General features: G+C 57.4%; 21 protein-coding genes and 1 pseudogene. 9 read left to right on the forward strand and 13 right to left on the reverse strand.

Annotated features, from left to right (window positions below; genetic code table 11):
* Positions 1-73: 73 nt before the first annotated feature.
* Complete coding sequence (locus ACVWZG_RS01205; protein WP_457404932.1) at positions 74-1,921, forward strand: tetratricopeptide repeat protein; 1,848 nt, start codon at positions 74-76, stop codon at positions 1,919-1,921.
* Here the strand turns inward: ACVWZG_RS01205 and rpaB are convergent.
* The 4 genes from rpaB to ACVWZG_RS01225 all read right to left on the reverse strand — a co-directional run bounded on the left by rpaB (position 1,894) and on the right by ACVWZG_RS01225 (position 5,333).
* Positions 1,894-2,634, reverse strand: a complete 741-nt coding sequence (gene rpaB, locus ACVWZG_RS01210; protein ID WP_457404934.1) for a response regulator transcription factor RpaB — start codon at positions 2,632-2,634, stop codon at positions 1,894-1,896. The two genes, ACVWZG_RS01205 and rpaB, sit on opposite strands and share 28 nt — an antisense overlap.
* A gap of 462 nt (positions 2,635-3,096) precedes the next feature.
* Positions 3,097-3,954 carry a DNA repair protein RecO gene (gene recO / locus ACVWZG_RS01215; protein ID WP_457404936.1) on the reverse strand — a complete coding sequence of 286 codons (858 nt, stop codon included), beginning with the start codon at positions 3,952-3,954 and terminating at the stop codon, positions 3,097-3,099.
* On the reverse strand, positions 3,951-4,646 hold the full coding sequence (deoC, locus tag ACVWZG_RS01220) for a deoxyribose-phosphate aldolase (protein WP_414380898.1): 696 nt from the start codon (positions 4,644-4,646) through the stop codon (positions 3,951-3,953). The genes recO and deoC overlap by 4 nt, the downstream gene beginning before the upstream one ends.
* Before the next feature lie 222 nt (positions 4,647-4,868).
* Positions 4,869-5,333 carry a redox protein gene (locus ACVWZG_RS01225; RefSeq protein WP_414343843.1) on the reverse strand — a complete coding sequence of 155 codons (465 nt, stop codon included), beginning with the start codon at positions 5,331-5,333 and terminating at the stop codon, positions 4,869-4,871.
* Between the two features lie 174 nt (positions 5,334-5,507).
* On the opposite strand from ACVWZG_RS01225, the gene ACVWZG_RS01230 reads away from it, so the two are divergent.
* The gene (locus ACVWZG_RS01230; RefSeq protein WP_011434114.1) at positions 5,508-6,389 is read left to right on the forward strand and encodes a LysR family transcriptional regulator; all 882 of its coding nucleotides are present in this window, start codon (positions 5,508-5,510) and stop codon (positions 6,387-6,389) included.
* Positions 6,390-6,961: 572 nt separating this feature from the next.
* On the opposite strand, the gene ACVWZG_RS01235 is transcribed toward ACVWZG_RS01230, so the two are convergent.
* On the reverse strand, positions 6,962-7,600 hold the full coding sequence (locus tag ACVWZG_RS01235) for a response regulator transcription factor (protein WP_457404939.1): 639 nt from the start codon (positions 7,598-7,600) through the stop codon (positions 6,962-6,964).
* Between the two features lie 527 nt (positions 7,601-8,127).
* Between ACVWZG_RS01235 and ACVWZG_RS01240 the strand changes: the two genes are divergently transcribed.
* Both ACVWZG_RS01240 and ACVWZG_RS01245 read left to right on the forward strand, forming a co-directional pair.
* On the forward strand, positions 8,128-10,188 hold the full coding sequence (locus ACVWZG_RS01240) for a ribonuclease catalytic domain-containing protein (protein ID WP_457404941.1): 2,061 nt from the start codon (positions 8,128-8,130) through the stop codon (positions 10,186-10,188).
* A 103-nt stretch (positions 10,189-10,291) separates the two neighbouring features.
* Positions 10,292-11,305, forward strand: coding sequence for a phosphate ABC transporter substrate-binding protein (locus ACVWZG_RS01245; RefSeq protein WP_457404942.1), 1,014 nt, complete (start codon positions 10,292-10,294; stop codon positions 11,303-11,305).
* Between the two features lie 258 nt (positions 11,306-11,563).
* Here the strand turns inward: ACVWZG_RS01245 and ACVWZG_RS01250 are convergent, their stop codons facing one another.
* Both ACVWZG_RS01250 and ACVWZG_RS01255 read right to left on the reverse strand, forming a co-directional pair.
* Positions 11,564-12,361, reverse strand: coding sequence for an ABC transporter permease (locus ACVWZG_RS01250; RefSeq protein WP_457404989.1), 798 nt, complete (start codon positions 12,359-12,361; stop codon positions 11,564-11,566).
* A gap of 266 nt (positions 12,362-12,627) precedes the next feature.
* Complete coding sequence (locus ACVWZG_RS01255; protein WP_457404945.1) at positions 12,628-13,449, reverse strand: ABC transporter ATP-binding protein; 822 nt, start codon at positions 13,447-13,449, stop codon at positions 12,628-12,630.
* Between the two features lie 196 nt (positions 13,450-13,645).
* On the opposite strand from ACVWZG_RS01255, the gene argJ reads away from it, so the two are divergent.
* The 3 genes and pseudogenes from argJ (at position 13,646) to hypA (ending at position 15,916) form a co-directional block, all read left to right on the forward strand.
* On the forward strand, positions 13,646-14,863 hold the full coding sequence (gene argJ, locus ACVWZG_RS01260; RefSeq protein ID WP_414412793.1) for a bifunctional glutamate N-acetyltransferase/amino-acid acetyltransferase ArgJ: 1,218 nt from the start codon (positions 13,646-13,648) through the stop codon (positions 14,861-14,863).
* A 126-nt stretch (positions 14,864-14,989) separates the two neighbouring features.
* Positions 14,990-15,514, forward strand: a pseudogene (locus ACVWZG_RS01265) (arginase family protein); the annotation flags it as partial.
* 3 nt (positions 15,515-15,517) lie between these two features.
* Positions 15,518-15,916, forward strand: a complete 399-nt coding sequence (hypA, locus tag ACVWZG_RS01270) for a hydrogenase maturation nickel metallochaperone HypA (protein WP_011434106.1) — start codon at positions 15,518-15,520, stop codon at positions 15,914-15,916.
* On the opposite strand, the gene ACVWZG_RS01275 is transcribed toward hypA, so the two are convergent.
* The 4 genes from ACVWZG_RS01275 to ACVWZG_RS01290 all read right to left on the reverse strand — a co-directional run bounded on the left by ACVWZG_RS01275 (position 15,913) and on the right by ACVWZG_RS01290 (position 18,990).
* Entirely contained in the window at positions 15,913-16,230 is a 318-nt protein-coding gene (locus ACVWZG_RS01275) for a TMEM14 family protein (RefSeq protein WP_011434105.1), read from the reverse strand. The two genes, hypA and ACVWZG_RS01275, sit on opposite strands and share 4 nt — an antisense overlap.
* A gap of 27 nt (positions 16,231-16,257) precedes the next feature.
* Positions 16,258-16,464 (reverse strand): hypothetical protein, encoded by a 207-nt coding sequence (locus tag ACVWZG_RS01280; protein WP_238376795.1) that lies wholly within the window; start codon positions 16,462-16,464, stop codon positions 16,258-16,260.
* Between the two features lie 329 nt (positions 16,465-16,793).
* Positions 16,794-17,600, reverse strand: a complete 807-nt coding sequence (locus ACVWZG_RS01285) for a PPC domain-containing protein (protein ID WP_457404947.1) — start codon at positions 17,598-17,600, stop codon at positions 16,794-16,796.
* 163 nt (positions 17,601-17,763) lie between these two features.
* The gene (locus ACVWZG_RS01290) at positions 17,764-18,990 is read right to left on the reverse strand and encodes a methionine gamma-lyase family protein (RefSeq protein WP_457404992.1); all 1,227 of its coding nucleotides are present in this window, start codon (positions 18,988-18,990) and stop codon (positions 17,764-17,766) included.
* Positions 18,991-19,946: 956 nt separating this feature from the next.
* On the opposite strand from ACVWZG_RS01290, the gene hpf reads away from it, so the two are divergent.
* The gene (gene hpf / locus ACVWZG_RS01295; RefSeq protein ID WP_011434101.1) at positions 19,947-20,519 is read left to right on the forward strand and encodes a ribosome hibernation-promoting factor, HPF/YfiA family; all 573 of its coding nucleotides are present in this window, start codon (positions 19,947-19,949) and stop codon (positions 20,517-20,519) included.
* Between the two features lie 12 nt (positions 20,520-20,531).
* The gene (locus tag ACVWZG_RS01300) at positions 20,532-21,272 is read left to right on the forward strand and encodes an urease accessory protein UreF (RefSeq protein ID WP_148202769.1); all 741 of its coding nucleotides are present in this window, start codon (positions 20,532-20,534) and stop codon (positions 21,270-21,272) included.
* A 449-nt stretch (positions 21,273-21,721) separates the two neighbouring features.
* On the opposite strand, the gene psbV2 is transcribed toward ACVWZG_RS01300, so the two are convergent.
* Both psbV2 and psbV read right to left on the reverse strand, forming a co-directional pair.
* Positions 21,722-22,225 (reverse strand): photosystem II cytochrome PsbV2, encoded by a 504-nt coding sequence (gene psbV2, locus ACVWZG_RS01305; RefSeq protein WP_414380910.1) that lies wholly within the window; start codon positions 22,223-22,225, stop codon positions 21,722-21,724.
* A 26-nt stretch (positions 22,226-22,251) separates the two neighbouring features.
* Positions 22,252-22,794: a photosystem II cytochrome c-550 gene (psbV, locus tag ACVWZG_RS01310; RefSeq protein ID WP_011434097.1), complete on the reverse strand. Its 543-nt coding sequence runs from the start codon at positions 22,792-22,794 to the stop codon at positions 22,252-22,254.
* Positions 22,795-23,080: the final 286 nt, after the last annotated feature.

The following is a 23,080-nucleotide window of genomic DNA, read 5'->3' on the forward strand; positions in this document are numbered from 1 at the left end:
GTCCCACCGCTGTCATTTGGACACTGGGGGGAGGGGGCTAAGAAGTGAAAGGGATCTCAAAAGAGGCAAAGACGTGCCACGGGGCTTTGGGCGAGGAAAAGACAACCGGCAAGCGACTGAGTCACAGGATCCAGAGCGGGGATCCGAGATCCCATCCTCTTCGCAGGCGGCTCTGACGTGGGTTCAACGCTACCGACAGGCGGGGGATCTGAAGACTGCTCTGCACCTCTGCCGGCAGCTTACCCGCACCCAGCCGCGTTTGTTCGCTGCTCAGGCGTTGCTGGGATCCCTTTATCTCCAGATGGGGGATCCCCGCCAAGCTTTGACCCCCTTGCAACTGGCTCTGCACCTGCGGGGGGATTGGGTGCCGGCCTGGCAGGATCTGGGCGATGCCTGGATGCAGCTCGGCAACCCAGAGGAAGCGGCGCGAGCCTACGAACAGGGCCTGGCCTTTGCCCCCGGTGATGGGCAATTGCTTTTCCGATTGGGCAGTTGTTGGCTCACCCTGGGGAAATTGGCCCAGGCAATTGAGGTGTTGCAACAGGCAGCAGCAGCCCAGCCTCCCCAGGTCTATGCCTTGGCAGCTTTGGGGAATGCCCTGATGCTTGATGGCCAAGCTGGGGAAGCGGAAAGTTGGTTTCGCCAAGCTCTCGCCCTTGCACCCCAGGAGGGGCGAATTCTCGTTAACCTCGGCCACTGCCTGCACCTGCAAGATCGCTTGGAGGAGGCCGCCGATTGTCTGCAACGGGCCATCTCGCTGTTGCCGAGGGATGCCCAGCCTCACAACAACCTGGGCACCATCTTGCAGGAACAAAACCGGTTGGAAGCGGCCATTGAAGCCTATCGGCGCAGCTTGCAGTTGGCCCCCCACTGGCCGGAGATCCACTACAACCTGGGCACGGCTTTGCTTACCCTGGGCCGCTACGAGGAGGGGTGGCGGGAATACGAATGGCGGCTGCAGCGACAAGAGGCGGCCTACCCGCGCTTTCTTTCGCCTCTGTGGACGGGATCCCCCCTGAGCCATCAGACCCTGCTGATCTGCGCCGAACAAGGGTTGGGGGACACGATTCAGTTTGTGCGCTACTTGCCGCTGCTGGCCGAGGCCCATCCCCAAGCGCAAATCTGCCTTCGCTGCCAGGAATCCCTCGTGGAGCTGTTCAGAGGGTGCTTCCCCCTTCCCCAGGTGCAGGTGATCTCGGAAACGGATCCCTTGCCCTCTTTCGATTGCCATCTGCCCTTGCTCAGCTTGCCGCAGCGGTTGGGCACCACTCTGGAGACGATCCCGGCCCGCATCCCCTATCTTGTCTATCCCGTTCATGCCGGCGGGCCGCAGATCCCTTTGAGCCTCTCCTGGCGGGAAGACTGGCCGGAGCTTTCCCAGGAGCGGATGAAGGTGGGGCTGGTGTGGGCCAGCGGTCGGCGTGCCCATCCTGAGCTCAACCGCGTACAAAGGCTGAAAAGTTGTCCTCTGGATCTGCTGCTCCAGCACTTGCATGTGCCTTCCATCCAGTGGGTTAGCCTGCAGGTGGGGGAAGATCTGTCCGCGCCACTCGGACAGAGTCCTCACCCGGTGGGAGCCTTATTGGAGCAGTACCAGGTGGTGGAGCTGGGATCCCGTTTCCGCAGTTTTGTCGATACAGCCGCAGCCGTTGCCCAGTTGGATCTGGTGATCAGCGTTGATACAGCCGTTGCTCATTTGGCCGGGGCGATGGGCAAGCCGGTATGGGTGCTGCTCCCCTTTGCCGCCGATTGGCGCTGGCTGCTCCATCGAGAAGATAGCCCCTGGTACCCCGGGGTAATGCGACTGTTTCGACAAGACACACCGGGAGACTGGGTTGGCGTGTTGAGGCGGGTGCAGGCCGCTCTTGAAGAGAGGTTGCGAGGGATCCCCTCTCAAGGCCGTGCCTGTTCCTCTCCCTGAACGATGCGCTGAAACAGATAGCCGGTGCCTCGGGCCGTCAGGATCAGCTCTGGGTTGCTGGGGTCATCCTCCAGCTTGGCCCGCAGCCGCGAAATGTGGACATCCACCACCCGCGTATCCACATGGCGCTCCGGCGTGTAGCCCCACACCTCTTGCAAAATCTCGGAACGAGAAAAAGGCTCCCCCGACCGACTGACCAGCAGCTCCAGCAGACTAAACTCCATCCCCGTCAGGCGAATGCGTTCGTCCCGTTTGTAGACCTGCCGCTTGTTGGTATCGATGCGGATGTCCCCCACTTGAATCACCCCGGAACTGGGGATCCCATCGTGGGCCGACCGCGCCACCCGTCGCAACACCGACCGAATGCGAGCTTCCAGCTCCTTGGGCGAAAAGGGCTTGACCACATAGTCGTCTGCCCCCAGCTCCAGCCCTGTGATACGGTCGGCTACATCTCCCAGCGCCGTCAGCATGATGATGGGGATGTCCGATTCTTTGCGCAGCTCCTGGCAGACCCCATAGCCATCCAGCTTCGGCATCATCACATCCAGCACCACCAGGTCGGGATCCTGCTTGTGGAAAACCTCCAGCGCCTCCTCGCCGTCCGAAGCTGTGACCACGTCGTATCCGATCATGGACAGACGGGTTTCCAAGATGCGTCGAATGCTGGCCTCATCATCGACCACCAGAATCCGTTCCTTACGCTGTGCTTCCACGGTGCTGCAACTCCTGAACTTCTAACGGTACTCGGTAAAAGAGAAATCTGAAAAAGAACTGAGGTGGGCGCTATCTTGAGTTGGGCGGATGCAGGAACCTCAGGGGCTGCTCCTCAGTTGGGCAGACTCACCGAGGAAATTGAACACTCACAAGCAATCATCTGCAATTAACCAAAGCCGCACCTCAGGGATGCAGCTCCGGGAAACAAGCACAAAACAGAAGGCCCTCTCGGCAGTGGATTCAATCTTGTTAAAAGCTCCAACTTCAATCCCACCTGATGATGCTGTCCAGTACCTGGTGCAAGGCACTCCTCCCCAAAAAACATTGCTCAAACCTGAGAGGCCTTCGTAAGAAGTTACTTTCCATAACCTAATTTATCATCCAAAATCGGCTGCCAACCCGCCTCGATGCTCTATTTTGCGGCTATTGGGCCGGACTTGATACATACCTTCACAACTTTTTCAGGCCGATGCCCATGTTTTGGGATGTCCCTCAGGAAAAGCTGGGGATCCCTGGCCGTTTGCGGTGGGAACAGCGTAGCAACTGGCCAATAGCTCGGCGGAACGGATTTCTCGATCTGTATGATGCTCCAAAACACGCCGCAACAGACGTTCTGCCTCCAGCCAAGCAGCCAAAGGCAGCGAATCCTCAGGCAGAGGCAGTGTCGAGTTGGGCAGGGATCCCAAGGCACGTAAGGCAGAAGCGGAGACCCAGGCAATTGGGCTGGGCCGCTGGGCCACCCGGCAGGGATCACAGACCAAGCCACCCCATTGGGGGCTGAAAAAAACGCCGTCGACCAACCCCCCTTGACAGAAGTAGCAGGCTTGTACCTGAGGGGCAAACCCTGCCAACGCCAGGAGGTGATACAACCCATGGGTGAGCAAGGGCAGAACGGCCTGTTCCGAAGCAGCCCGCTCGATGCGTTCCAAGTGTTCGACCAACACCACAAACAGCTCTTCCTGGGCTTGATCGGGCAAGGCCAACAGCAAGGCCACCTCCGCCAAATACTGCGCTGCTGTGAGATGGGCTAAGCTGCGGCTGAGACGAGGAAAAGTCTGGAGGGTTTCCGCTTGGACAATGCGCTGTAAACGCTGGGAAGTCTCTGTTTGGGCAGACCAGCGCCCCCGCACCATCAGCAAATCGTTGATGACAAAAGGCTCCATCCGCCCGCCCAGCTTGGAAGGCTGCTTACGGGATCCCTTGGCCACCGCCCGGATCAACCCTTGCTCGCGGGTCAAGATGGTAACAATCCGATCCGACTCTCCCAGGGGGATCCCTTTCAGGTTGATGCCCGTAACCCGGTAGGTGCGGCCACTCATGGGGTTCCTCTGGCTTTCAGCTCTTGCATCAGCTCCAGCCCCCAAGAGGTGCCAATACGGCTGGCCCCCGCCTGGATCATGGCCTCTGCTTGAGCCACTGTGCGAATGCCGCCCGACGCTTTCACCCCCACTTTACCGCGGCTGAGTTGCCACAACAGTTGCACATCTGCCAGCGTCGCCCCCCCCATCCAGCCGGTGGAGGTCATCAAAAAAGCCGCCCCCGCATCGATACAAATCTCCCCGGCCAGCTTTTTCTCCTCCTCGGTCAGCAGAGCCGTTTCCAAAATGGCCTTGACGCAAACCCCCGTTTCTTCCACCAGTTGGGCAATCTCGGCATGGAGGCGATCCAGCTCTCCCGCCTTGAGCCAAGCCAAGTTGATGCGGACATCCAGCTCCCGGCACCCCTGCTCCACCGCCAGTTGGGCCTCGTAAAGCTTGGCCTCTGCAGTGGTTGTGCCCAGGGGAAACCCCACCACCGTGCTCACCTTGACCGGGGATCCGTGCAGCCGCTCCACCACCCGCGGCACGTAGCAAGGAGGAACACAAAAAGTGGGGAAGCCATAGCGCAAGGCAATCTCACACCCCTGGTCAATCTGTTCTGGAGTAACCATCGGCAACAGCAGCGTGTGGTCGATGTACTCCGCCAAATTGAGCGAGCTATCCGCTATGCCCTTGCGCTCCAGAGAGAGCATTGGTCGATCCCCCAGCACCCATCTTTACTCTAGCTTCAGTTTTCACCTGCAGGGATCCCCAAAGAGGGCTGAGCCTCTGGCCACAGCCAACCCACCAGGGCATCCCTTCGACCCCACAGTGTCCATTCCCTCGGCACAGCTCACACAGGCTGCTGCCCACTTGCGAGCCTCGATTGACTCGCGGCTAGGTTAAGGGAACGGGGGAGGATGATTGGGTTGCCCTCAGGCACAAATGCGGGGCAAAGGTGCAGGCGCCGAGGTCACCTGCAGCAATCGGGGGATGCGGCTGCTGTCGTAGATGCGAAATTCTTTTTCCAAGATGGCTTTTTCGTCGCGCACCGCCTGGTTCAACACAATGGATCCCTCTGGATCGGAGACGGAACGGTGAAAAGTGCCGGGAGGAATGCGCAAAATACCTCGATTCGCTTCCAGGCGCACAATATGGAAGGGATCCCTCCAGCTAAAATTCACCAGGTAAAACGTCCGTCCGCCCCATAGAGCCAGTAGGTTGTCCTCTTGGTGTGGATGCATATAAAACTGCCAATAGCCCTGCGGATTATTGGGGGGACTGATGGCCGGCCCATCGTGGTAAACCAAATCGCGGGCGTTGGATCGCGCAACCGTGATGTCAAAAAAACGCACGCCGGGAGTATCTCGAAATTGATGGAAAGGCAATAGGGCAAACATGGATCTCGACATAGGGACACTTGACCAACGACAGGAAGATAAAGATGATTTCACACTGTTTCCCGCTGTTTCGCAGTGTGAAGGGGAAGCTATGTCGTAGTTTAGTCAGGCGCGGCGGAGGGTTCAAACCTGAGATAGCATCACATCTATGCGCAGATCGAATAGATGGGATCCATGAACATCTCGCAACTGCAAACCCTGGTGGCTGTGGTAGAGCGGGGGAATTTCAGCGATGCCGCTCTGCAATTGCACATTTCCCAGTCGGCGGTGAGCCGGGCCATTGCCAGCCTAGAGGAAGAATTGGGGGTGACTCTACTGGTGCGCGGTCGCTTTGGGGCGCGCCTAACCCCGGTGGGAGAGCGACTGCTGCGCCATGTCCGCAAAATGCTGCAACTGCGGGAACAAATGGATTATGAGGCCAACCTGGAAAAAGGGTTGCGGGGGGGAAATGTGCGGGTTGCCGCTTTTCGCAGTGCTGCAACTCATTTGTTGCCACCGGTGATCGCCCGCTTCCGCCAACAATTTCCGCAGATTACCCTCACCCTCACAGAAGAAGATCCGGCCACTGTCGAACATCTGTTGCGATCAGGCCAGGTGGATATTGGCCTGTTGCCCCTGCCGCGGGCTGGTGAGGATCTACAGACGTGGGAGATTGCCCGCGATGAGTTCATTGTGTTGGTTCCGCTGAGTTTTGGGCCCCTGCCGGAAACCCTGACCTGGGAGGATCTTTCCCGTTTTTCCTACATTCTCTACAACTACGCCGAATGCACCACCGCGGTGCGGAACCACTGGGAAGCCGCTCACCAAACCCTCAAGGTGGCCTACTTGGTGAAGGAAGACTCCACCATTGTGAACATGGTGGCACAGGGTCTGGGGGCTGCCATCTTGCCCCGCTTGGCCGCCATCCCCATTCCCGAAGGGATCCAGATCCGTCGGCTGCCGATCCCACTGGAGCGGGTGATCGGGGCTGCCGTTCTGGCCTCTGCGCTGCATCCGCCTGCAGTATTTGCCTTCCTGGAAGCCTTGCGGGGAAACCCATCCCAGTTGCCAAGTTAACATTGCATCGGGAGTACAAGGCAGCTTTGTTGACACCACGCTCATCCATCCAGTGACGCAAGCATTGGTTGCGGACAAACTGGGCAGGGCCTCATCCAAGGCTTGGTATGGCGCTGGAGCGGCGTTGAGGAGTTTGGCTTCCCTGACCAGCATGGGTTTATTTCATTGCAGGTCTATATCATTGCAGGTCTATAGTCATTTCAAACTAGATTGAGACACCCCCGCTGCTGCCCAAACGTTCCACGCCGCTTCCACAATCACCTTTAGATCCTGTCCCAGAGGGAGAAAGGAGCTAGGAAGCAATGCAACGGAAATGTTTCATTCCTGTTTAAAATGACAACAACAAGGCAAAAACTGTCCTGGAAGGACGGGGCTTTAGACCCAGTTTTTGGGTAACGCAGTGAAAATCGGCGGCCAATGTACGTTGGGGCAAGGCCAGCAGATCCTCCCCCGCCAATTTTTGAAAAGACTTGCCCACCCCAGTTACCTTGCCCTTCAAGTGCGATCACTACCCTATCTCCAATCGCGCCGAGGAGATAGAGTTCTCCAGCCGTTGAAAGGGGTGGCGGGAATTACAACGATTTTTTGCCCAGACCACTTTCTATCGCCCAGCGGGCCAGTTCTGTGCGGTTGTGCAGGCCGGTTTTGCCCAGCATGTTGCTGACGTGGCTTTCAACGGTGCGCTGGCTCACCCCAAGAGTTTCGGCAATCTCGCGGTTGGACATGCCCCTGGCCACGTACTGGATCACCTTGGTTTCCGTTGGCGTAAGTTCAATTTCCCGATCCAGTTTTATGACCGGCTGAATGCCCACATTCTGCACTTGTAACAGGCGCTCGGTATGTTTGAGAGAAGATTCCACCTGCGCCACCAATTCTTCCGGCTCAAAGGGCTTGACCATGTAAACGTCTGCCCCTGTGTTCAGGCCGCGCACCCGATCTGCCGTTTGCCCACGCGCCGATAGAAAAATGACCGGTATCCAGTCCGTCGCACTGTTGGAGCGAATGGTTTCCACGAAGGTGTAGCCATCCATCTCTGGCATCATCACATCGCAGATGATCAGGTCTGGAGTGAACTGGCGCATTGCTTCCAACCCCTCCAGACCGTTGCTCGCCGCCACCACCTCATAGCCGCGAAACTCCAGGTAATCCTTAGCCAGAAGGATCAAGTTCGGATCGTCATCGATGAGCAACAGTCGCTTTGGATTGTCCACGGCTAACCTTGCGAGTGCTAAAAAGCACTAAGACCTTGCGAGTGCTAAAAAGCACTAAGAAACTTCGGGGGAGAGCTTTCTGTTTCGATGACCTTCACGGAAGGGAAACAACCCCTGAATGCTACCTTCTTGGTTGCTAGATCAGTCAGCGATCCATGATAACTGTGCCCTACCCCTAGCATCTAGGATATCACACATGGAAGTGAAAATACATGTCCGGGAAACACTGGCAACAGTATCTCTACGCAATTTAGGAGCCCTAGTTGGTAACCTCATCCCACGAACTTGGCAGAACTTGCCTGTGCCTTGGAATCGCAGTGTCCAATACATGGCCGTAATCTACCTTGTATCTCGTATGTCTATATGTCATAAACCTATATACCTAAGTACCCATGTGTCGAATGTCTGTTAACCGTTCAAGTGGCCGTATGCCTTCTGGCGCGGGTCTCCACATAGGCAGGCGGGCAGAGCTGGTGGAGAATAGAAGAGAGCCTGCGATCTAACAACAGCCGACATAAGGAGAACGGGTGGAAAAGGGCACACTGGTGGAGTTTCGTTACAATAACGACCGTGTGTTGGCAGTGGTTCAGGGCACCGAGGGCAAGAAGAACCTACTGCTGGGGGTGCCTTCCGGGCAGGTTCATAGTGTTCACCCTCGCCAGATTACCTTTGCTTTGAACGGGGGATCCAGCTTCACGGCTTCCGACATTCCCGGCTTTTGGCAGGCGGTGCAGGCAAAGTTGGATCCCGAAAGTTTGGCGTTGGCCTGGGAACTGGTGCAGGAGGAGCGTCAGCCCCTGAGCTTGGCGGAGATGGCTCGGCTGTTGTTTTCTGATGATTCCCCGGTCTCCACCTATGCCGCCTACCGCCTCTTGAGCGAGGATCGCACCTACTTCAAGCAAAAGGGGGAAAGCTACGAACCCCGCACTCCGGCTCAGGTGAAGGAGATCCTCCATCAAATGGCCGTCGCCCAACAACGGCAGCAGGAACAAGCAGAGTTTGAGGCCCACCTGCGGGAGGCTCTGGCTCATCCCGGTCAAGGGTATCCCTGGACTCCTGCCGAGCGGGCCCGTTTGGAGTTGCTGGAGCGCCTGGCCCTGCAGGGAGCAGCAGCAGCCATTCGCAGCCACGAGGATCTCTCTTCCAATCTCAACCCGTCGGATCGGGAACGGGCCTCGCAACTGCTGGAGCTGATGGGGTTTCCTGACACTCCGCAGGGGGCCTTTGAGGCTTTGGTGGCTCTGGGGCTGTGGAGCCGCCACGAGAACCTGGCCCTGCGCCTCACCGGGATCCCAACCCAGTTCCCGAAGGCGGTGGAGCGATACACCCAAGCCCTGCTCAGCCAGCCTCCCTCTTTCTGGGATCCCCACCTGCGGCAGGATCTCACCCACCTCCACACCTACACCATCGATGATGCCAGCACCCGCGACATTGACGATGCCCTCAGCGTCGAGTTCTGGTCGGATGACGCGGTGAAGCTCTGGATCCACATTGCCGATCCCAGTTGTTGGGTGCAGTGGGGGGATCCCCTCGATTTGGAAGCCCGCAAGCGTGGCACCAGTGTCTATTTGCCGGAGCGGGTGATCCCGATGTTCCCACCGGAGTTGTCCACTGGCCCGATGAGCTTGGTGCAGGGAGAGGTGCGGCCCGCCCTCAGCTTTGGCATTCTACTGGGATCCGACGGCCAGATCCGGGATTTCGAAATTTGCCTCAGCCAGATCAAAGTGACCTACCGCCTCACCTACGAAGATGCCGATGAAATGTTGGAGTTGGGGGCAGAGGCTCAACTGACAGCCATTGCCCGGGCAGCCCAGTGGCGTTATGCCTGGCGGATGGCTCAAGGGGCAATCCAAATTGGCTTGCCCGAGCAAGATATCAAGGTCATCGACGAGATCCCCCACCTCCGGGTGATCGAGGATACTCCTGCGCGGCAGATGGTGGCGGAAATGATGGTGCTCACCGGCGAGGTGGCGGCTCGCTTCGCCAGCCAAAATGGGATCCCGGTGCCCTATCGTCTGCAGCCGGCTCCCGACTTACCCCCACCCGAAGTGCTGGATAGGTACCCTCAGGGGCCGGTTCGGTCTTTTGCCATCATGCGCTGTCTATCGCGGGCGGAAGTAGCCACCCAGCCGGGGCGACATACAGGGCTGGGGCTTGAGGCCTACTGTCAGGTTACCTCCCCGATTCGGCGCTACCTGGACTTGGTGGCCCACTACCAGATCAAGGCCTTTTTGCGCGGGGATCCCTTGCCGTTGACGGAGGCGGATGTGCAGCAGCTGCTGCTGGGGATTGAGCCGGGCACCGCTGAGGCCAACCAGGTGGAGCGGAAATCCAAGCGCTATTGGAGCATCGAATACCTGCGCCTGCGACCGGGGCAAATTTGGCGGGCTCTGGTCTTGGGCTACCTGCGCGAGCAGGAAAACTTGGTGTTGGCCATGCTGGATGAGATTGCCTTTCGGGTGCCGGTGCGCCTAGAACGCCAGATTCCTCTGGGGGCTTGGATCGAGTTGGAAGTTGTGCAGGCGGATCCCCGTGCGGATGTGATCGAGCTGCGCGAGGTGGGACGAGAGGCTGCCATGGGCGGATAGATATGCCTTGACCTGTCGCTCACCCAATCTGCGTGGATAGCTGATACAACAGAGGGGGAAGTCTCAAAAGTCTGGATCGTGAATTTTCTTTAGGGGGGATCCCATGACTGCACGACCTTCCGGCCCACCTCCAATCGTTTACATTCTTTTGTTCGCGATACTGGGAGGCGGCGGCTGGTATGCCTATCGTTCCGGCCTGTTGGACTCATTCCTGAATAGAGAGAACACGCCTCCTATCCCCAGCCAGATTCCAGCTGCCCAGCCCCAACCCCCAACAGCGCCCAACCCCCCTCAGGCCCAGGTACCCAACCCGCCTGCCAACGCCGTTAATCTGGATACTTCTCTGCCCAACCCAGCAGTGCTCCAGATGGATGGCAGCGTCACGATGATCCGGCTCGTCTTGGCCCTGAAGGGAGGCTACACCCAGCGCAACCCCGGCATTCCCCTCACCTATGGGATCCCGGATGGCAAGCCCAATGGATCCAATGCCGGCCTGAAGGCCCTGATGGAAGGTCGCATCCAGATGGCCGCTAGCTCCCGCCCCCTCAATGCCAGCGAAGTGCAGGCGGGTCTACAGGCGATCCCGGTGGCCAAAGATGCCCTGGCGGTGGCGGTGGGGGTGAACAACCCCTACAAAGGAGGACTGACGCTGCAGCAATTGGCCGATATCTTCCAGGGTCGGATCACCAATTGGAGCCAGGTGGGCGGCCCGGATCGGCGGATTCGGGTCCTCAATCGCGCCCCCCAGAGCGGCACCTACAGCGTTTTCCAAGAGCTGGTGTTATTGGGGTCGCCCTTTGCTCCCGATAACCCTCCCTACTTCACCACCGCCACAGAAGATGTCACCACCCCGCTGCTGCGGGCTTTGGGAGAAGATGGCATCACCTACAGCACTGTCGATCAGGTGCAAAACCAGCAAACGGTGCGGATTGTGCCCATCGACGGCCAGATGCCCACCCGTGAGGCCATCCAGAGGGGCAGCTACCCCTTGGCGCGGAATGTGTTTTTGGTGGCACCTCAGAGGACTAGCCCTGTGGTGGCCGATTTCATCAACTACGCGCTCTCGGATCAAGGCCAGCAAATCATTGGCCGCACTGAGTTCATCCCCCTCCGATAGCAACCCAAAAATAGCATCTGAGATAGCCGCCGACAGCAAGCGCAGCGATATCTCTGGGCTTTTCCAGAAGACGCCTTTCACCTGCTCCTATTCAAGGCACTTAGTCGTTTCAGGTTAGAGTGAGGCGCCTGAGCTATTGAGAAAAGCCTTTGGCCGCGTGCGTTCAACGTTTTAGGGGTGGGTGCAGCGTCCTAGTTTGAATCCAAATGACCCTAGATGTTAGAGAGGGGGCCCTAATTTTCACCAAAGTTCAATTTTTCAGTTCTCTCGGCGCACAGCGCTCTCATGCCACTTGCCCAACACCCTGTCGGATAGAGCACTTAAGGAAATAAAGATCAGGATCCCCAAGCCGGTGACCAAGATCAAGGCCGCAAACATGCGGGGCACCTGCAGGTTGAAGCTGGAGATCAAGATCTGGTAGGCGATCCCGGCCCGCTGCCCGCCAGTACCAGCGACAAACTCCGCCACCACCGCCCCAATCAAAGAGAGGCCACCGCTGATGCGCAGGCCCCCCATGAAATAGGGCATGGCACTGGGTAGCCGCAAGTAGATCAACGTTTGCCAGCGGTTGGCCTTGTACAGTTGGAACAGGTTGAGCAGGTTGTGATCGACGCTGTTCAGCCCCAGAGTGGTGTTGGAAAGAATCGGGAAAAAAGCCACAATCCAGGCGCACACCACCATCGCGGCAAAGGTGTTGTTGCGCAGCCAAATGATGATCAGCGGGGCGATGGAGACAATGGGCATCGTCTGTAAAATCACCGCATAGGGGAAAAAGCTGCGCTCGATCCACTTGCTCTGGGTGAACACAATCGCGACCAAAAGCCCCGATACTGTGGCAGCCAAAAAGGCCACCACCGTAATTTGCACAGTGATCAACAGGGAAGGAAAAAGCGTTCCCCAGTCGCGGATGAGGGTTTGCACCACCAAAATCGGCCCCGGCAAGAGGTAGTGGGGCACTCCCGTTACCCGCACCGCCACTTCCCAGCCCACCAAGAAGAGGATCCCGACGATAAGGGGGGCAATCACTTCCAGGTTGAACCAACGGCCCAGATTCAACCCCTTTGCAGGCACCCCTGAGCCGGCACTCGGTATGTCTGCCTCATCCGTGGGTTGGGATCCGAGTTTTTCTCCAACTGCGCCGGTCAGCTTGGGCAGAGACCAATCTGGCCAATGGAGAGGCCAGCTCTCCCCCAAGCCAACAAGGGATCCCAGCCAACGGCGCCATGGCTCGAGAAGCTGGACAAACAGGTCGAACATATCGTGAGGTTGGGGCATCAAGGGACTTACGCAACAGAGAGAACACCGCTAAGCCAGGGATCCCATCAGCGCAAACGTCCAGCAGAGAGGGGGCGCAAATAGGGGGGATCCTGAGCTGAGCCGTGCATGGCCTCGTGCAGACGGGCCGACACTTCACGGCAGTAGTTGTTGTAAAGGGAAGAGGTGCGAAAGTCTTCCGAGCGGGGATAGGGCGCATCGATGGGAATATCGGCTATCACCCGCCCTGGGCGAGCCGCCATCACCACCACGCGGTTGGACAGGTAGACGGCCTCGTAAATGTTGTGGGTAACAAAGATCACCGTCCAGCGCTTTTCTTGCCACAGCTCCAACAGGTCGCTGTTCAACTTGCTGCGGGTGATTTCATCCAGAGCTCCGAAGGGTTCATCCATCAGCAACACCTGCGGCTTGGTTACCAGGGCGCGAGCAATGGAAACCCGCATGCGCATGCCGCCCGATAGCTCGCGGGGAAAACTGCGCTCAAACCCCCGCAGGCCCACCCGTTGCAGAGCTTCCAAGACATCTCGATTGGCTTTTGGCTTGGGCTCACCTGCCAACTTTAAGGGTAGCCCCACATTGTCCATCACCGTCGCCCAAGGCATAAGGGCCGGTTCCTGAAACACAAAGGCCAACTTGGGTTCCCCTTGGGGAGCATCCTTCTCAAGATTTTGCCCCCATTCGATAGAGCCTGTGGTCAGATGCCCCAGACCTGCCACCAACCGTAGCACTGTGCTTTTCCCACAGCCGGATGGCCCCACCAAGCTAACGAACTGCCCTTCTTGGATGGTCATATTCATGTCCTGCAAAGCCACCGTGCCATTGGAATAGACCTTGCTGACATGGTTGAGGGTAATGACAGGGGTGGGCATGGCTGGCAATTCCCGGAGCAGAGGAAGCACACACTTTCAAAATAACCCTCTCTGCCGCCTCTGCTTGGTAGGCGTAACTACAACTCTTTCCCTCAGAACCGGTTTCCAGAGAGTTTCTCACGGAAAGCTTGCGATGACCCAAATCGGAGCAGCAAGTCGGTATGATGTTGCCGACCACCCTCTGGCCAAGGAACACATGGGATCCCCATTTAAACCGGTTGCAGGTGCTGTTACAGCCCCGCGAGGATTTCGAGCCGCTGGAGTGGCCGCTGGCCTCAAGCCCTCAGGAGCTGCGGATCTGGCTTTGATCGTTTCCGAGTGCGATGCGGTTGGGGCAGGCGTTTTTACCACCAATCAGGTCAAAGCAGCCTGTGTTACCTACAACCAAGGGATCCTCGCCCAACAGCAGCCGGTGCGGGCCATCCTCTGCAATGCCGGGCAAGCCAATGCCTGTACCGGCGAAGAAGGGGAGCGCAACAACGCCCAACTGGCCCTCTGGGTGGCAGAACGGTTGGGGATCCCGGCCCATCAGGTGCTCACGGCCTCCACAGGGGTCATCGGGCGACAACTGGAAATGCCGAAAATCCAAGCAGCCCTGCCTGGCCTTATCGACAGCCTCTCTCCAGAGGGGGGGGAGAGCGCCGCCCGCGCCATCATCACCACCGACTTGGTGACCAAAAGCGTTGCCCTGCAAGCTGAGATCGACGGGTACACCGTCAGGGTCGGGGGCATTGCCAAGGGATCCGGCATGATCCACCCCAACTTGGCCACGATGCTGGCTTTTTTAACCTGCGACGCGGCTGTGGATCCCCGCCTGTGGCAGCAGATCCTCAAGCAAGCTGCTGACCTCAGCTTTAACCAAATCACGGTGGATGGGGATACCAGCACCAACGACATGCTCTTGGCTCTGGCCAACGGCCAAAGTGGGATCCCAACCCTGCAAGCCGGCACAGAAGCTGCCCAGACTTTGGCGGAGATGGTCAACCAAGTTTGCATTCATCTGGCTAAGGCCATTGCCCGCGATGGGGAAGGAGCTACCAAGCTGCTGGAAATTCGGGTGTGTGGGGCTGTGGATGATGGGGCAGCCCGGCATATGGCCCGTGTGATCGCCAGCTCTCCCTTGGTGAAGGCGGCAGCTTTTGGCAACGATCCCAACTGGGGACGGGTGGCAGCCGCCGCCGGCCGAGCCGGGATCCCCTTCGACAGCCGCCGGTTGGATATCCGTCTGGGGGATTTTCTGCTCATGCAGGCGGGAATGCCCCTGGCTTTCGATCGCAAGGCAGCCTCTGAGTACTTGAAAGGGGATCCGGTGACCTTTACCGTGGATCTCCATCAGGGATCCGGCCAGGGCGTGGCCTGGGGCTGCGATCTCAGCTACGACTACGTGCGCATCAACGCCGAATACACCACCTAATGGGGGATCCCAGCCATGACCACCGAATCGAACGCAAATAACGGCTTTTCCACCGAAGCCCAAGCGGCTTTGGCCAAGGAAGCGAGGCTTTCCCTATCCGGCTGGCAACAATGAGTCGAGGCTTAGCCTTGGTTTCATGCCACCAACATCCGCAACGCACCGGCCCACAACCTGGCGCAACTGGGCATTGGCGGCTGGCAAGTGCCACGGCAAGGGGTGAAGGTGTGCCGGGAGCGGGCCACCCACATCCTCACCGTTACCGACATCACCGAAATGGGCTTGGATGCAGCCGCCGATTTCGCCCTCGAAAAAGCCCTAGACGGCACCGATTGTGTGTACATCAGCTTCGATATCGACTGCATCGATGCCGGCTTTGTACCCGGTACAGGCTGGCCAGAGCCGGGTGGGCTGCTGCCGCGGGAAGCGCTCTACTTGCTCAAGCGCATTGTGCGGGAAGCACCGATCTGTGGCCTGGAGGTGGTGGAAGTCTCTCCCCCCTACGACATTAGCGATATCACAGCTCTAATGGCCACCCGAGTTATTTGCGATACGCTGGCCCATTTGGTGGTATCTGGGCAACTGCCGCGCCGAGAGAAGCCCGCCTACATCCACCCGGAGGCGACGCCAGAAATGGCCGGCGACTGGAGGTAAGAGATGCACGAGACCGACATGACCCGCGCCTTGATCCAAACACTACGTGACTGGTGGCAAAGTCAGCCGGGACAGCCTCAGATTGCTCGGGTGCACCTGGTGGTGGGACAGTTTACCTGTGTAGAGCCGGCCAGCCTAACCTTTGCCTATGCCGCACAAACCCAGGGTACTTTCCTACAGGGATCCCAGTTGGTCATCCGGGAAACGCCGCTCATTGCCTATTGCCATCCCTGCGGCCAAGAATACAAGCCAGAAATAGGCCGGCGCTATGCTTGCCCCAACTGTGGATCCCCGATGGAAGAGATTCGCTCGGGCCGAGAGCTGAAAATTGACTACATCGAAATTGACTACATCGAATGTTCAACAAACTTCACCCCACCGGCGCAACCAGAAGTCGCCTAGGCCGCTCCAAAGCTAAGTCCCAGAAGGACAGCTGCTCCCAAGCTGAGGATGAACATCAAGCCGGCAGGCATTAACGTTCGGGTTTTGCGGTAGCGCAGGGCGAATACGATAGATCCCAGCACTGTCGTCCCCAGGCCCAAGCCCAGCCCCCAGCGGGGATCCACCCCCAGCAGCCCATAGCTGACTCCGCTGAGGGCAGCCCCAACCAGCCCCCCGATGAGAGACTTGGAGCTTTTGCCTTTGCTATAGCCGATTGCTCCGCCCACCAAAAGCAGTGCCCCGTAGACCAGCAAGGTGATTTGTGCGGCCAGCATGATGGGAAAACCTTGTCCTCTCTAGGTTTAATCCACGAGGATATCGCGAATCAAGGGCAAGCGAATGCTGATGTAGCGATTGAGAATTGAGGCATCGACACTGCTGAGGGCGTGTTTTTTCTGACAGGCGCTCAGAAGCAGGTTCACCAAGTCATCGTCACGCTTTGTGAGCCAATCTGGCCTGCCAATCTCGCTGACCAAAGACCAAAACTGGCGTACCATTTCAGGAGTCATGGCATCCATTTTGTGGAGATAGGGGCTGAACTGCAAAAGAATGGTCTAGGCCATCGATTCGATTCTAGAAAAAAGACCTCATCCCCGAGGACAATATTTCAGCTCCGTCACAACTTAGGATAAGACGTTATGCTTTCCCACAAAGCTCAGCAAGCAGTGCCCCTTCTGGCTTTGTGAGGATCTTAGGAAGGTAAACTGGCAACTCCTGACATATATCAACATTAGGCGTTAAAAAACGATGATTCCTGTCAAAATCTCGACATCAGCATTAGAAGGTTCACAAGCCCCCTTATCCAAGCTGTAAGACAGGGAATCTGGGCGAGCAGGGGCTAGCGCAAGGCGTACTGTAACCTATAGGCTCCTTCTTCTCGTGGCTTATGGGTGTTGGCCCGCAGGGTATAAGTGCCGGTGCGGGGCAGAAAGGCAATCATCAGAGCATCGGTTCCACCCCCTTGGTCATCATCCCAAGCCCTGACTTCTCCACTGGGATCCAGCAGCTGCAAAAAGGCATCGAAATCGGAGCTGGTCATGGAAGCGATCAGGATCTGGCCGGCGCGGGCGGCAATGGGATATTCGTCCATCCAACTGCCATCCTCGGGATGCTGAAGGGATCCCTCCTGCAGACGGCCCGATAGGCTTTCCTGCCAATCTACCTGGGTGAGGATATAGGTGAGCCGGTAGTTGCCGGTGGATTCCGGCTCAAAGCTGGTGGCCCGCAGGGTATAGGTGCCTCCCTCCGGCAGACGCACTGCCAACAGGGCATTCACATCCAGGCCAGAGTCATCGTCAAAGCCAATCACCCGCCCTTGACCGTCCACCAGCTCCAGATAAGCATCAAAATCTTCGCTCTCTAGGGCCGCAATCAAAATCTGTCCCGGCTCAGCGGTGACGGGGATCCCATCCCAAAAGCTGCCGTACTGGCGGCTGACTTGATCTCCCACCTCCAGCGCTCCCGTCACGGTTTGGCTGCCTCTCCACAGAGCAGAACGGGTCAGCGCAGATCCCACCGGCAAGCCGCTCTCTCCCACCCGATCCAGCAGCCGACAGCCGCCGGCCAACCCCAATGCCACCAGAGCCAGAGTCAAACGGGATCCCCAACGGCGAGGAGATGCGCAAGAACGATACCAGCTCAACATCGGAAGGGATCCCTAAAGAATGGCAACTGTAGACTGATCCTACCCCCTGATTGATTGAGCGAAAAGTTGGTCAGAGACGACAACTTCTGCCAACTTCGTGCTGAGTTTTGAGGTTGTTGGCTTGCCCCTTCCTTGCTGTTTCAGCCGAGAGCAAACTGTTGGCCTACAGGGTTTCCCAAGCTTGCAAGACGGCTTCCAGGGCCAGCCGCCCATGGTAGAGATGGGTTCCCCCCTGCAAGTAGACGGTGTAGGGATCCCGCATCGGCCCATCGGCAGACAGCTCGGCGCTGCTCCCGGCAATAAAGGTGCCTGCTGCCATCACCACCGGGTCTGCATAACCGGGCATCACCTCCGGAACTGGGGTGAGGTAGGAATCCACAGGAGAACTGTTTTGAATGGCGTGGCAAAAGGCCTGCAGCTTTTGCGGGGATCCCAATTGAATGGCCTGGATGATATCGGTGCGAGGAGCTTGAGGCAGAGGCGAGACCGGGTAGCCCAGATCAGAAAACACCTGCGCCGCCAGATGGGCGATCTTCACCGCTTCGGCCACCATCTGCGGGGCCAAGAACAAGCCTTGAAACAGAAGGCGGTTGAGATCTAGAGTTGCCCCCCCCTCCGAACCAATGCCCGGAGCCGTTAACCGACAAGCGGCTTGCTCCACCAGCTCTGCCCGCCCGGCCACATAGCCCCCTGCGGGAACGAGGGTGCCCCCCGGATTTTTGATCAGGGATCCGGCAATCAGATCTGCGCCCACATGGGTTGGCTCCTGGGTTTCCACAAATTCGCCGTAGCAATTGTCCACAAAAACGACAACTTCGGGGTTTTGCGCTTTGACCATTTGGATCATCTCGGCAATCTGGGCAATGGAAAAGCTGGGCCGCCAATCGTAGCCACAGGACCGCTGAATGTGAACCAAGCGGGTTTGCGGTCTGAGGGCGGTTTTCAGGGCCTGCCAATCGACAGTTCCCTCCCGCAAATCCAACTGGCGGTAACCGATGCCAAACTCCCGTAGGGATCCCCGCCCGGAACCCCGCAGGCCGATGACCTCCTCAAGGGTGTCGTAGGGGGGGCCGGTAATGCTCAGCAGCTCATCCCCCGGACGCAGCACCCCAAACAAAGCACAGGCGATGGCATGGGTACCAGACACCATCTGCAGCCGCACCACCGCTGCCTCACAGCCCATAATCTGGGCAAACACCCGATCCAAAACCTGCCGCCCCTGGTCGTCGTGGCCATACCCCGACACCCCGGCAAAGTGATGGGATCCCACCCGCTGCTCGCGAAAGGCCCGCAACACCCGCGCCAGGTTCTCTCTGAGGGTCTTCTCCACCGCCTGAAACTGCTCCTGTAGAGCCTCTTCTGCTCTGTCTAAAAGCTCTGCCGCCTTCAACGGGATCCCTCCGCCCACCCAGTCTGCCCCACCTTTTGCACACCAAGCTGGTTTCGAGGGTAGCATTTCAGCCACCCCGGAAAGAGTTGGCCTTCTCCCCACCGCTCCTCAAGGTGACTGCAGCGGCAGAACCGAGTTCCAAGTTCTTATGTACTTATGTAGCTCTCCGATAGAAACCTTACAGCATGGAACAGTGAACAACAGGCTTGTCAAAGCTAATACCGACAACAACACCATCTCTCAAGTCGAAAGCCTCATATTGATAAAAAATCGATAAAAAGCTTAATTTATATCAATATCCCTTCATTTTTGCTGTCAATGACTATCCAATCAAGATGCTGCTAGGCTGTAGGATAATACCAACATACCCTGGAGGAAAGCTGAAGCATCTGGATTGCCGAGCTTATGGGCAATAGGGCCCACCTTCAGTCTCTCAAAAACAGGTCAGAGTTAGAGACATTGTTTAACCAACTCAAAATCCAGCTCAGGAAGATTTTTAGCAGGCTAGATCTGTCTATGAGTTTGATGATAGATTTGGCTTTTGACTGAGGAACTTGCAACTTAAACTCTAAAAAACCTTTCCCAAAGACACTCAACACAGCCAATAGAAGTGCATGTCTTGCAGGGCGGGGATCCCGCTTCTCTACAGAGCTCCTGCGATTCGGGAAAATCTGGAATTCAACATCAATTCAACATCTCTGAAACATTAAGAGAGCCTAAATTTATTCTTAACCTCTGGCAGAGATCCTTGAGCGAGATGTTAACCTAGACTTAACCCAAGAGGTTAGTGCCACTCCCAAAGCCGATCTGCTCACCCTTGATGACAGGGCTCCATTTTTGCCAATTAAAGGGCTGACGTCGCCTGTGAGCTGGGATCGCTTTCCAGAGTTAGAGGGATCCCGGGTGGGGATGAGGCGCTATCTCAGGTATAAACCGACATGACTGGGAGAGTCCTCATGACTAAGCTTGTGATCCAAGGGAAAAACGTCGAGATTACCGACGCCATCCGCAGCTACGTTCAAGAAAAAATTGAGCGTGCTGTCAGTCATTTTGCCCAGATCACCAGTGAGGTTGATGTCAATCTATCGGTAGCCCGCAACCCCCGTATCAGTGCCAGCCAATCTGCCGAAGTGACCGTCTACGCCAATGGCACCGTGATCCGGGCGGAAGAAAGCAGCGAAAACCTCTATGCCAGCATCGACCGTGTGGCCGACAAGCTGGCCCGCAAGTTGCGCAAATACAAAGAACGGAACGGCATTCACCGCGTCCGCCACACCCCCAAAACCTCCGTGGCAGTGGCCCAGCAGCCCGTCACCGATCCGCTAAATACGGAACGGCAAGCGGAGTTACCCGCAGAGGTGGTGCGCACCAAATACTTCGCCATGCCACCCATGACGGTTCAGGAAGCGTTGCACCAGTTGGAGCTGGTGGATCACGACTTCTACGTTTTCCGCAATATCGAAAATGGCGAGATCAACGTTATCTACGTCCGCAACCATGGCGGCTATGGCCTGATCCGCCCCCGCTAAGGCTTGGTGAAGATGCGTGGTGAGCTCTCCTCCCAACTTACTTCTCCAGGATCCAGCGGCACTTTCTATCTGTTGCTACAGCTCACCGATTCTGCCCTGCCGATTGGGGCTTATTCCCACTCCTGGGGCTTGGAAGCTGCCGTTCAAGCGGGTCAACTTCGCGATCGGGCTGGGGTGCAGCAGTACCTGTTGGGGGTTTTGCACATGGGCTTAGCCCCCACCGAGGGCAGAGCCTGTGCCTTGGCCCATCGTCTATCCCGATTGGGATCCGAGTCGGGAGTGGAGAAGCTGCAGCAACAGCTGCAAGCAACCCGTTGGGCGGCAGAGCCGCGCCAAGCCAGCCTAGATTTGGGGAAACGCCTAGCTCAACTGGCAGAACGCACCTGGGGAATCTCTGTCCCCAAGGCAGAGGGGGATCCACTGCATCATTCCGTGGTGTTTGGCTGGATCTGCGCTCAGGCGGGCATTGGGTTGGAAGATACCCTGCGTGCCTTCTTGTTCTCCTCCCTCACTGGGCTGGTCTCGGCAGCGGTGCGTCTGGTACCTTTGGGGCATACCGAGGGGCAAAGCCTATTGGCTCAGTTGTACGAGCCCATCGAGGCAGTGGTACACCAAGAGATCCTGCCGGTTGTGAAGCGGGCCGAAAGGCCAAACCTCTCCCCCAGCTGGCCGGCTTTGGGCAGCTTCACCCTCCTACAAGAACGCGATTGTCAAGTCCACCAACAGCTCTATTCCCGCCTTTTTCAATCTTGAAAGCCGTCAACCCTCACCCCTAAACCCTTCTCCCAGAGGGAGAGGGGAGTTCAGGGAAGAGTTTTTAGGGTCATCTTGATTCAAACCAGGACACTGCACCCACACCTAAAACCTTGGTCGCGTCTTCGCGTCAGCGTTGCGGAGCAATAGCGTTGCGGAGCAATAATGCAAGGGATCCAAAAGGTTTTTCTCAGTAGCCCAGGCATCTCACCCCAAGCTGAAACGAGTATACAATTGCCTTCCTTTTTGAGGATTGGTTGGCTATTCGCTCACCCCTGATCTGCTCAGTTCTCCTCTGCTTCTCTTGGGCAAAGATGGGTTCGCGCGGCCAGAAGCGCATTGAAAAGCGAAAAGAAGGTGCCCTTACCAAAGAATTGGGTCTAAAGCCCTGCCGTACCGCTATGCAGCTCGCCTTGGCGGGCCTAGCACGGTGGCTTTTGTGCTACACCCTAACCGGCATCGATCAAATCGTTGGATCCCCAGCCAGGGGCAACCTGAGCCGCTCTGAGAATAAAGGCAGCCAGATTTCTCAGGGCTTCGTCGTCCATCCAGGAAGGGGGTACAGGTCGGCATCCATAGCTAGAATCCGAGCCATCGTAGCTGCGGGGATCCCGCTGGTACTCCATCAAGGCTTGAAGGGTATCTCGGGGTGGAGTGGCACCGCGCAAGTCCTTCAAAGAGAGGGAAATGTTGGGAGCCGGCAAAGTGGCACCGCCCACATGACAATTCAAACAGGCGGACTGAAAACGATTTTTGCCGTCCGTGAGCTGCTCTGGGGTAAAGGTGAGGGTATGCCCTGCGGCATCTAGAGGCAATTCCACAGGGCCACTCACCCGCAAATACTGGTTCACGTAAGGATCAATGCGGGCAGCCACCGGACTGGCCAGCCCCAGCCACAACAAAGCTAGGATCCCGACCCAGGCCCAGAGGCGAGACGGGATCCGCCATCTCATAGGCAACTTCTGATCCAGATGCGGCATTAGAGATAGGCTGATAGGTCGCTGTGGCTTTCGTTCTTGGTACCACCCCAGCCGGGAACGGTCTTGGCCTGCACCAGAATGTAGCCCGCAATCAGCTTCAGATCCTCGTCGGTGAGGTTGCGCAGACGTGGATACTCACTGGTGAGCTGGGTGTTGGGGTGATACTCCAACAGAGACTCCACCCCGTCATAGGTGACTGGATTCTTGATGTAATCCACAATCGCCAGCACATTATCCCGTGGGGGAGTTGCCCCCTCCAGATCCGAAAGCTTCAAGCTCACATCCGGGTTGGGATAGGTCTGGCCGCCCACATGGCACTGGGCGCATGCGGTGTTGAATAGCTTCTTCCCTTTGGCCAACTGGGCTTCGGTAAAGGTAATAGACTCAGTTGGCGACAGAGCCACTGCAGGAATATCCCTAGCTGCAAACACTGGAGCCAGACCCCAGCCAAACCCAGCCATCAACGCAGCCAACAGCAGGACAAGCAACCGACGACGCGCTGGCGCAAACACCTTCTGAAAAGAAAAAGCTTTGCTAAACATGGTTCTCCGTAGATCAGCCTAGAAAGAGGAGAGGTGGGCTCCACTCCAGCCACAAACCCGACAACAGGATCAAGAATAGACCATTAAGAGATCATTTGCAGATGGGATCCGGGATAGTTTCCCAATGGTTCCATTTGCCTTTGGTGTTAAGTTTGATTACGGAGCTATGGCCTGTTGGGAGTCTGTTGGCCGAGAGCTGACTTGGCCACAGCCCAGTCGAGAGAACTGAGCAGGTAATGAGCAGGTAATATAGAGCTTGGCTTGCTTGCCTGGCAACCTCAGAGCA

It is taken from the genome of Thermostichus sp. OS-CIW-33, assembly GCF_054059615.1.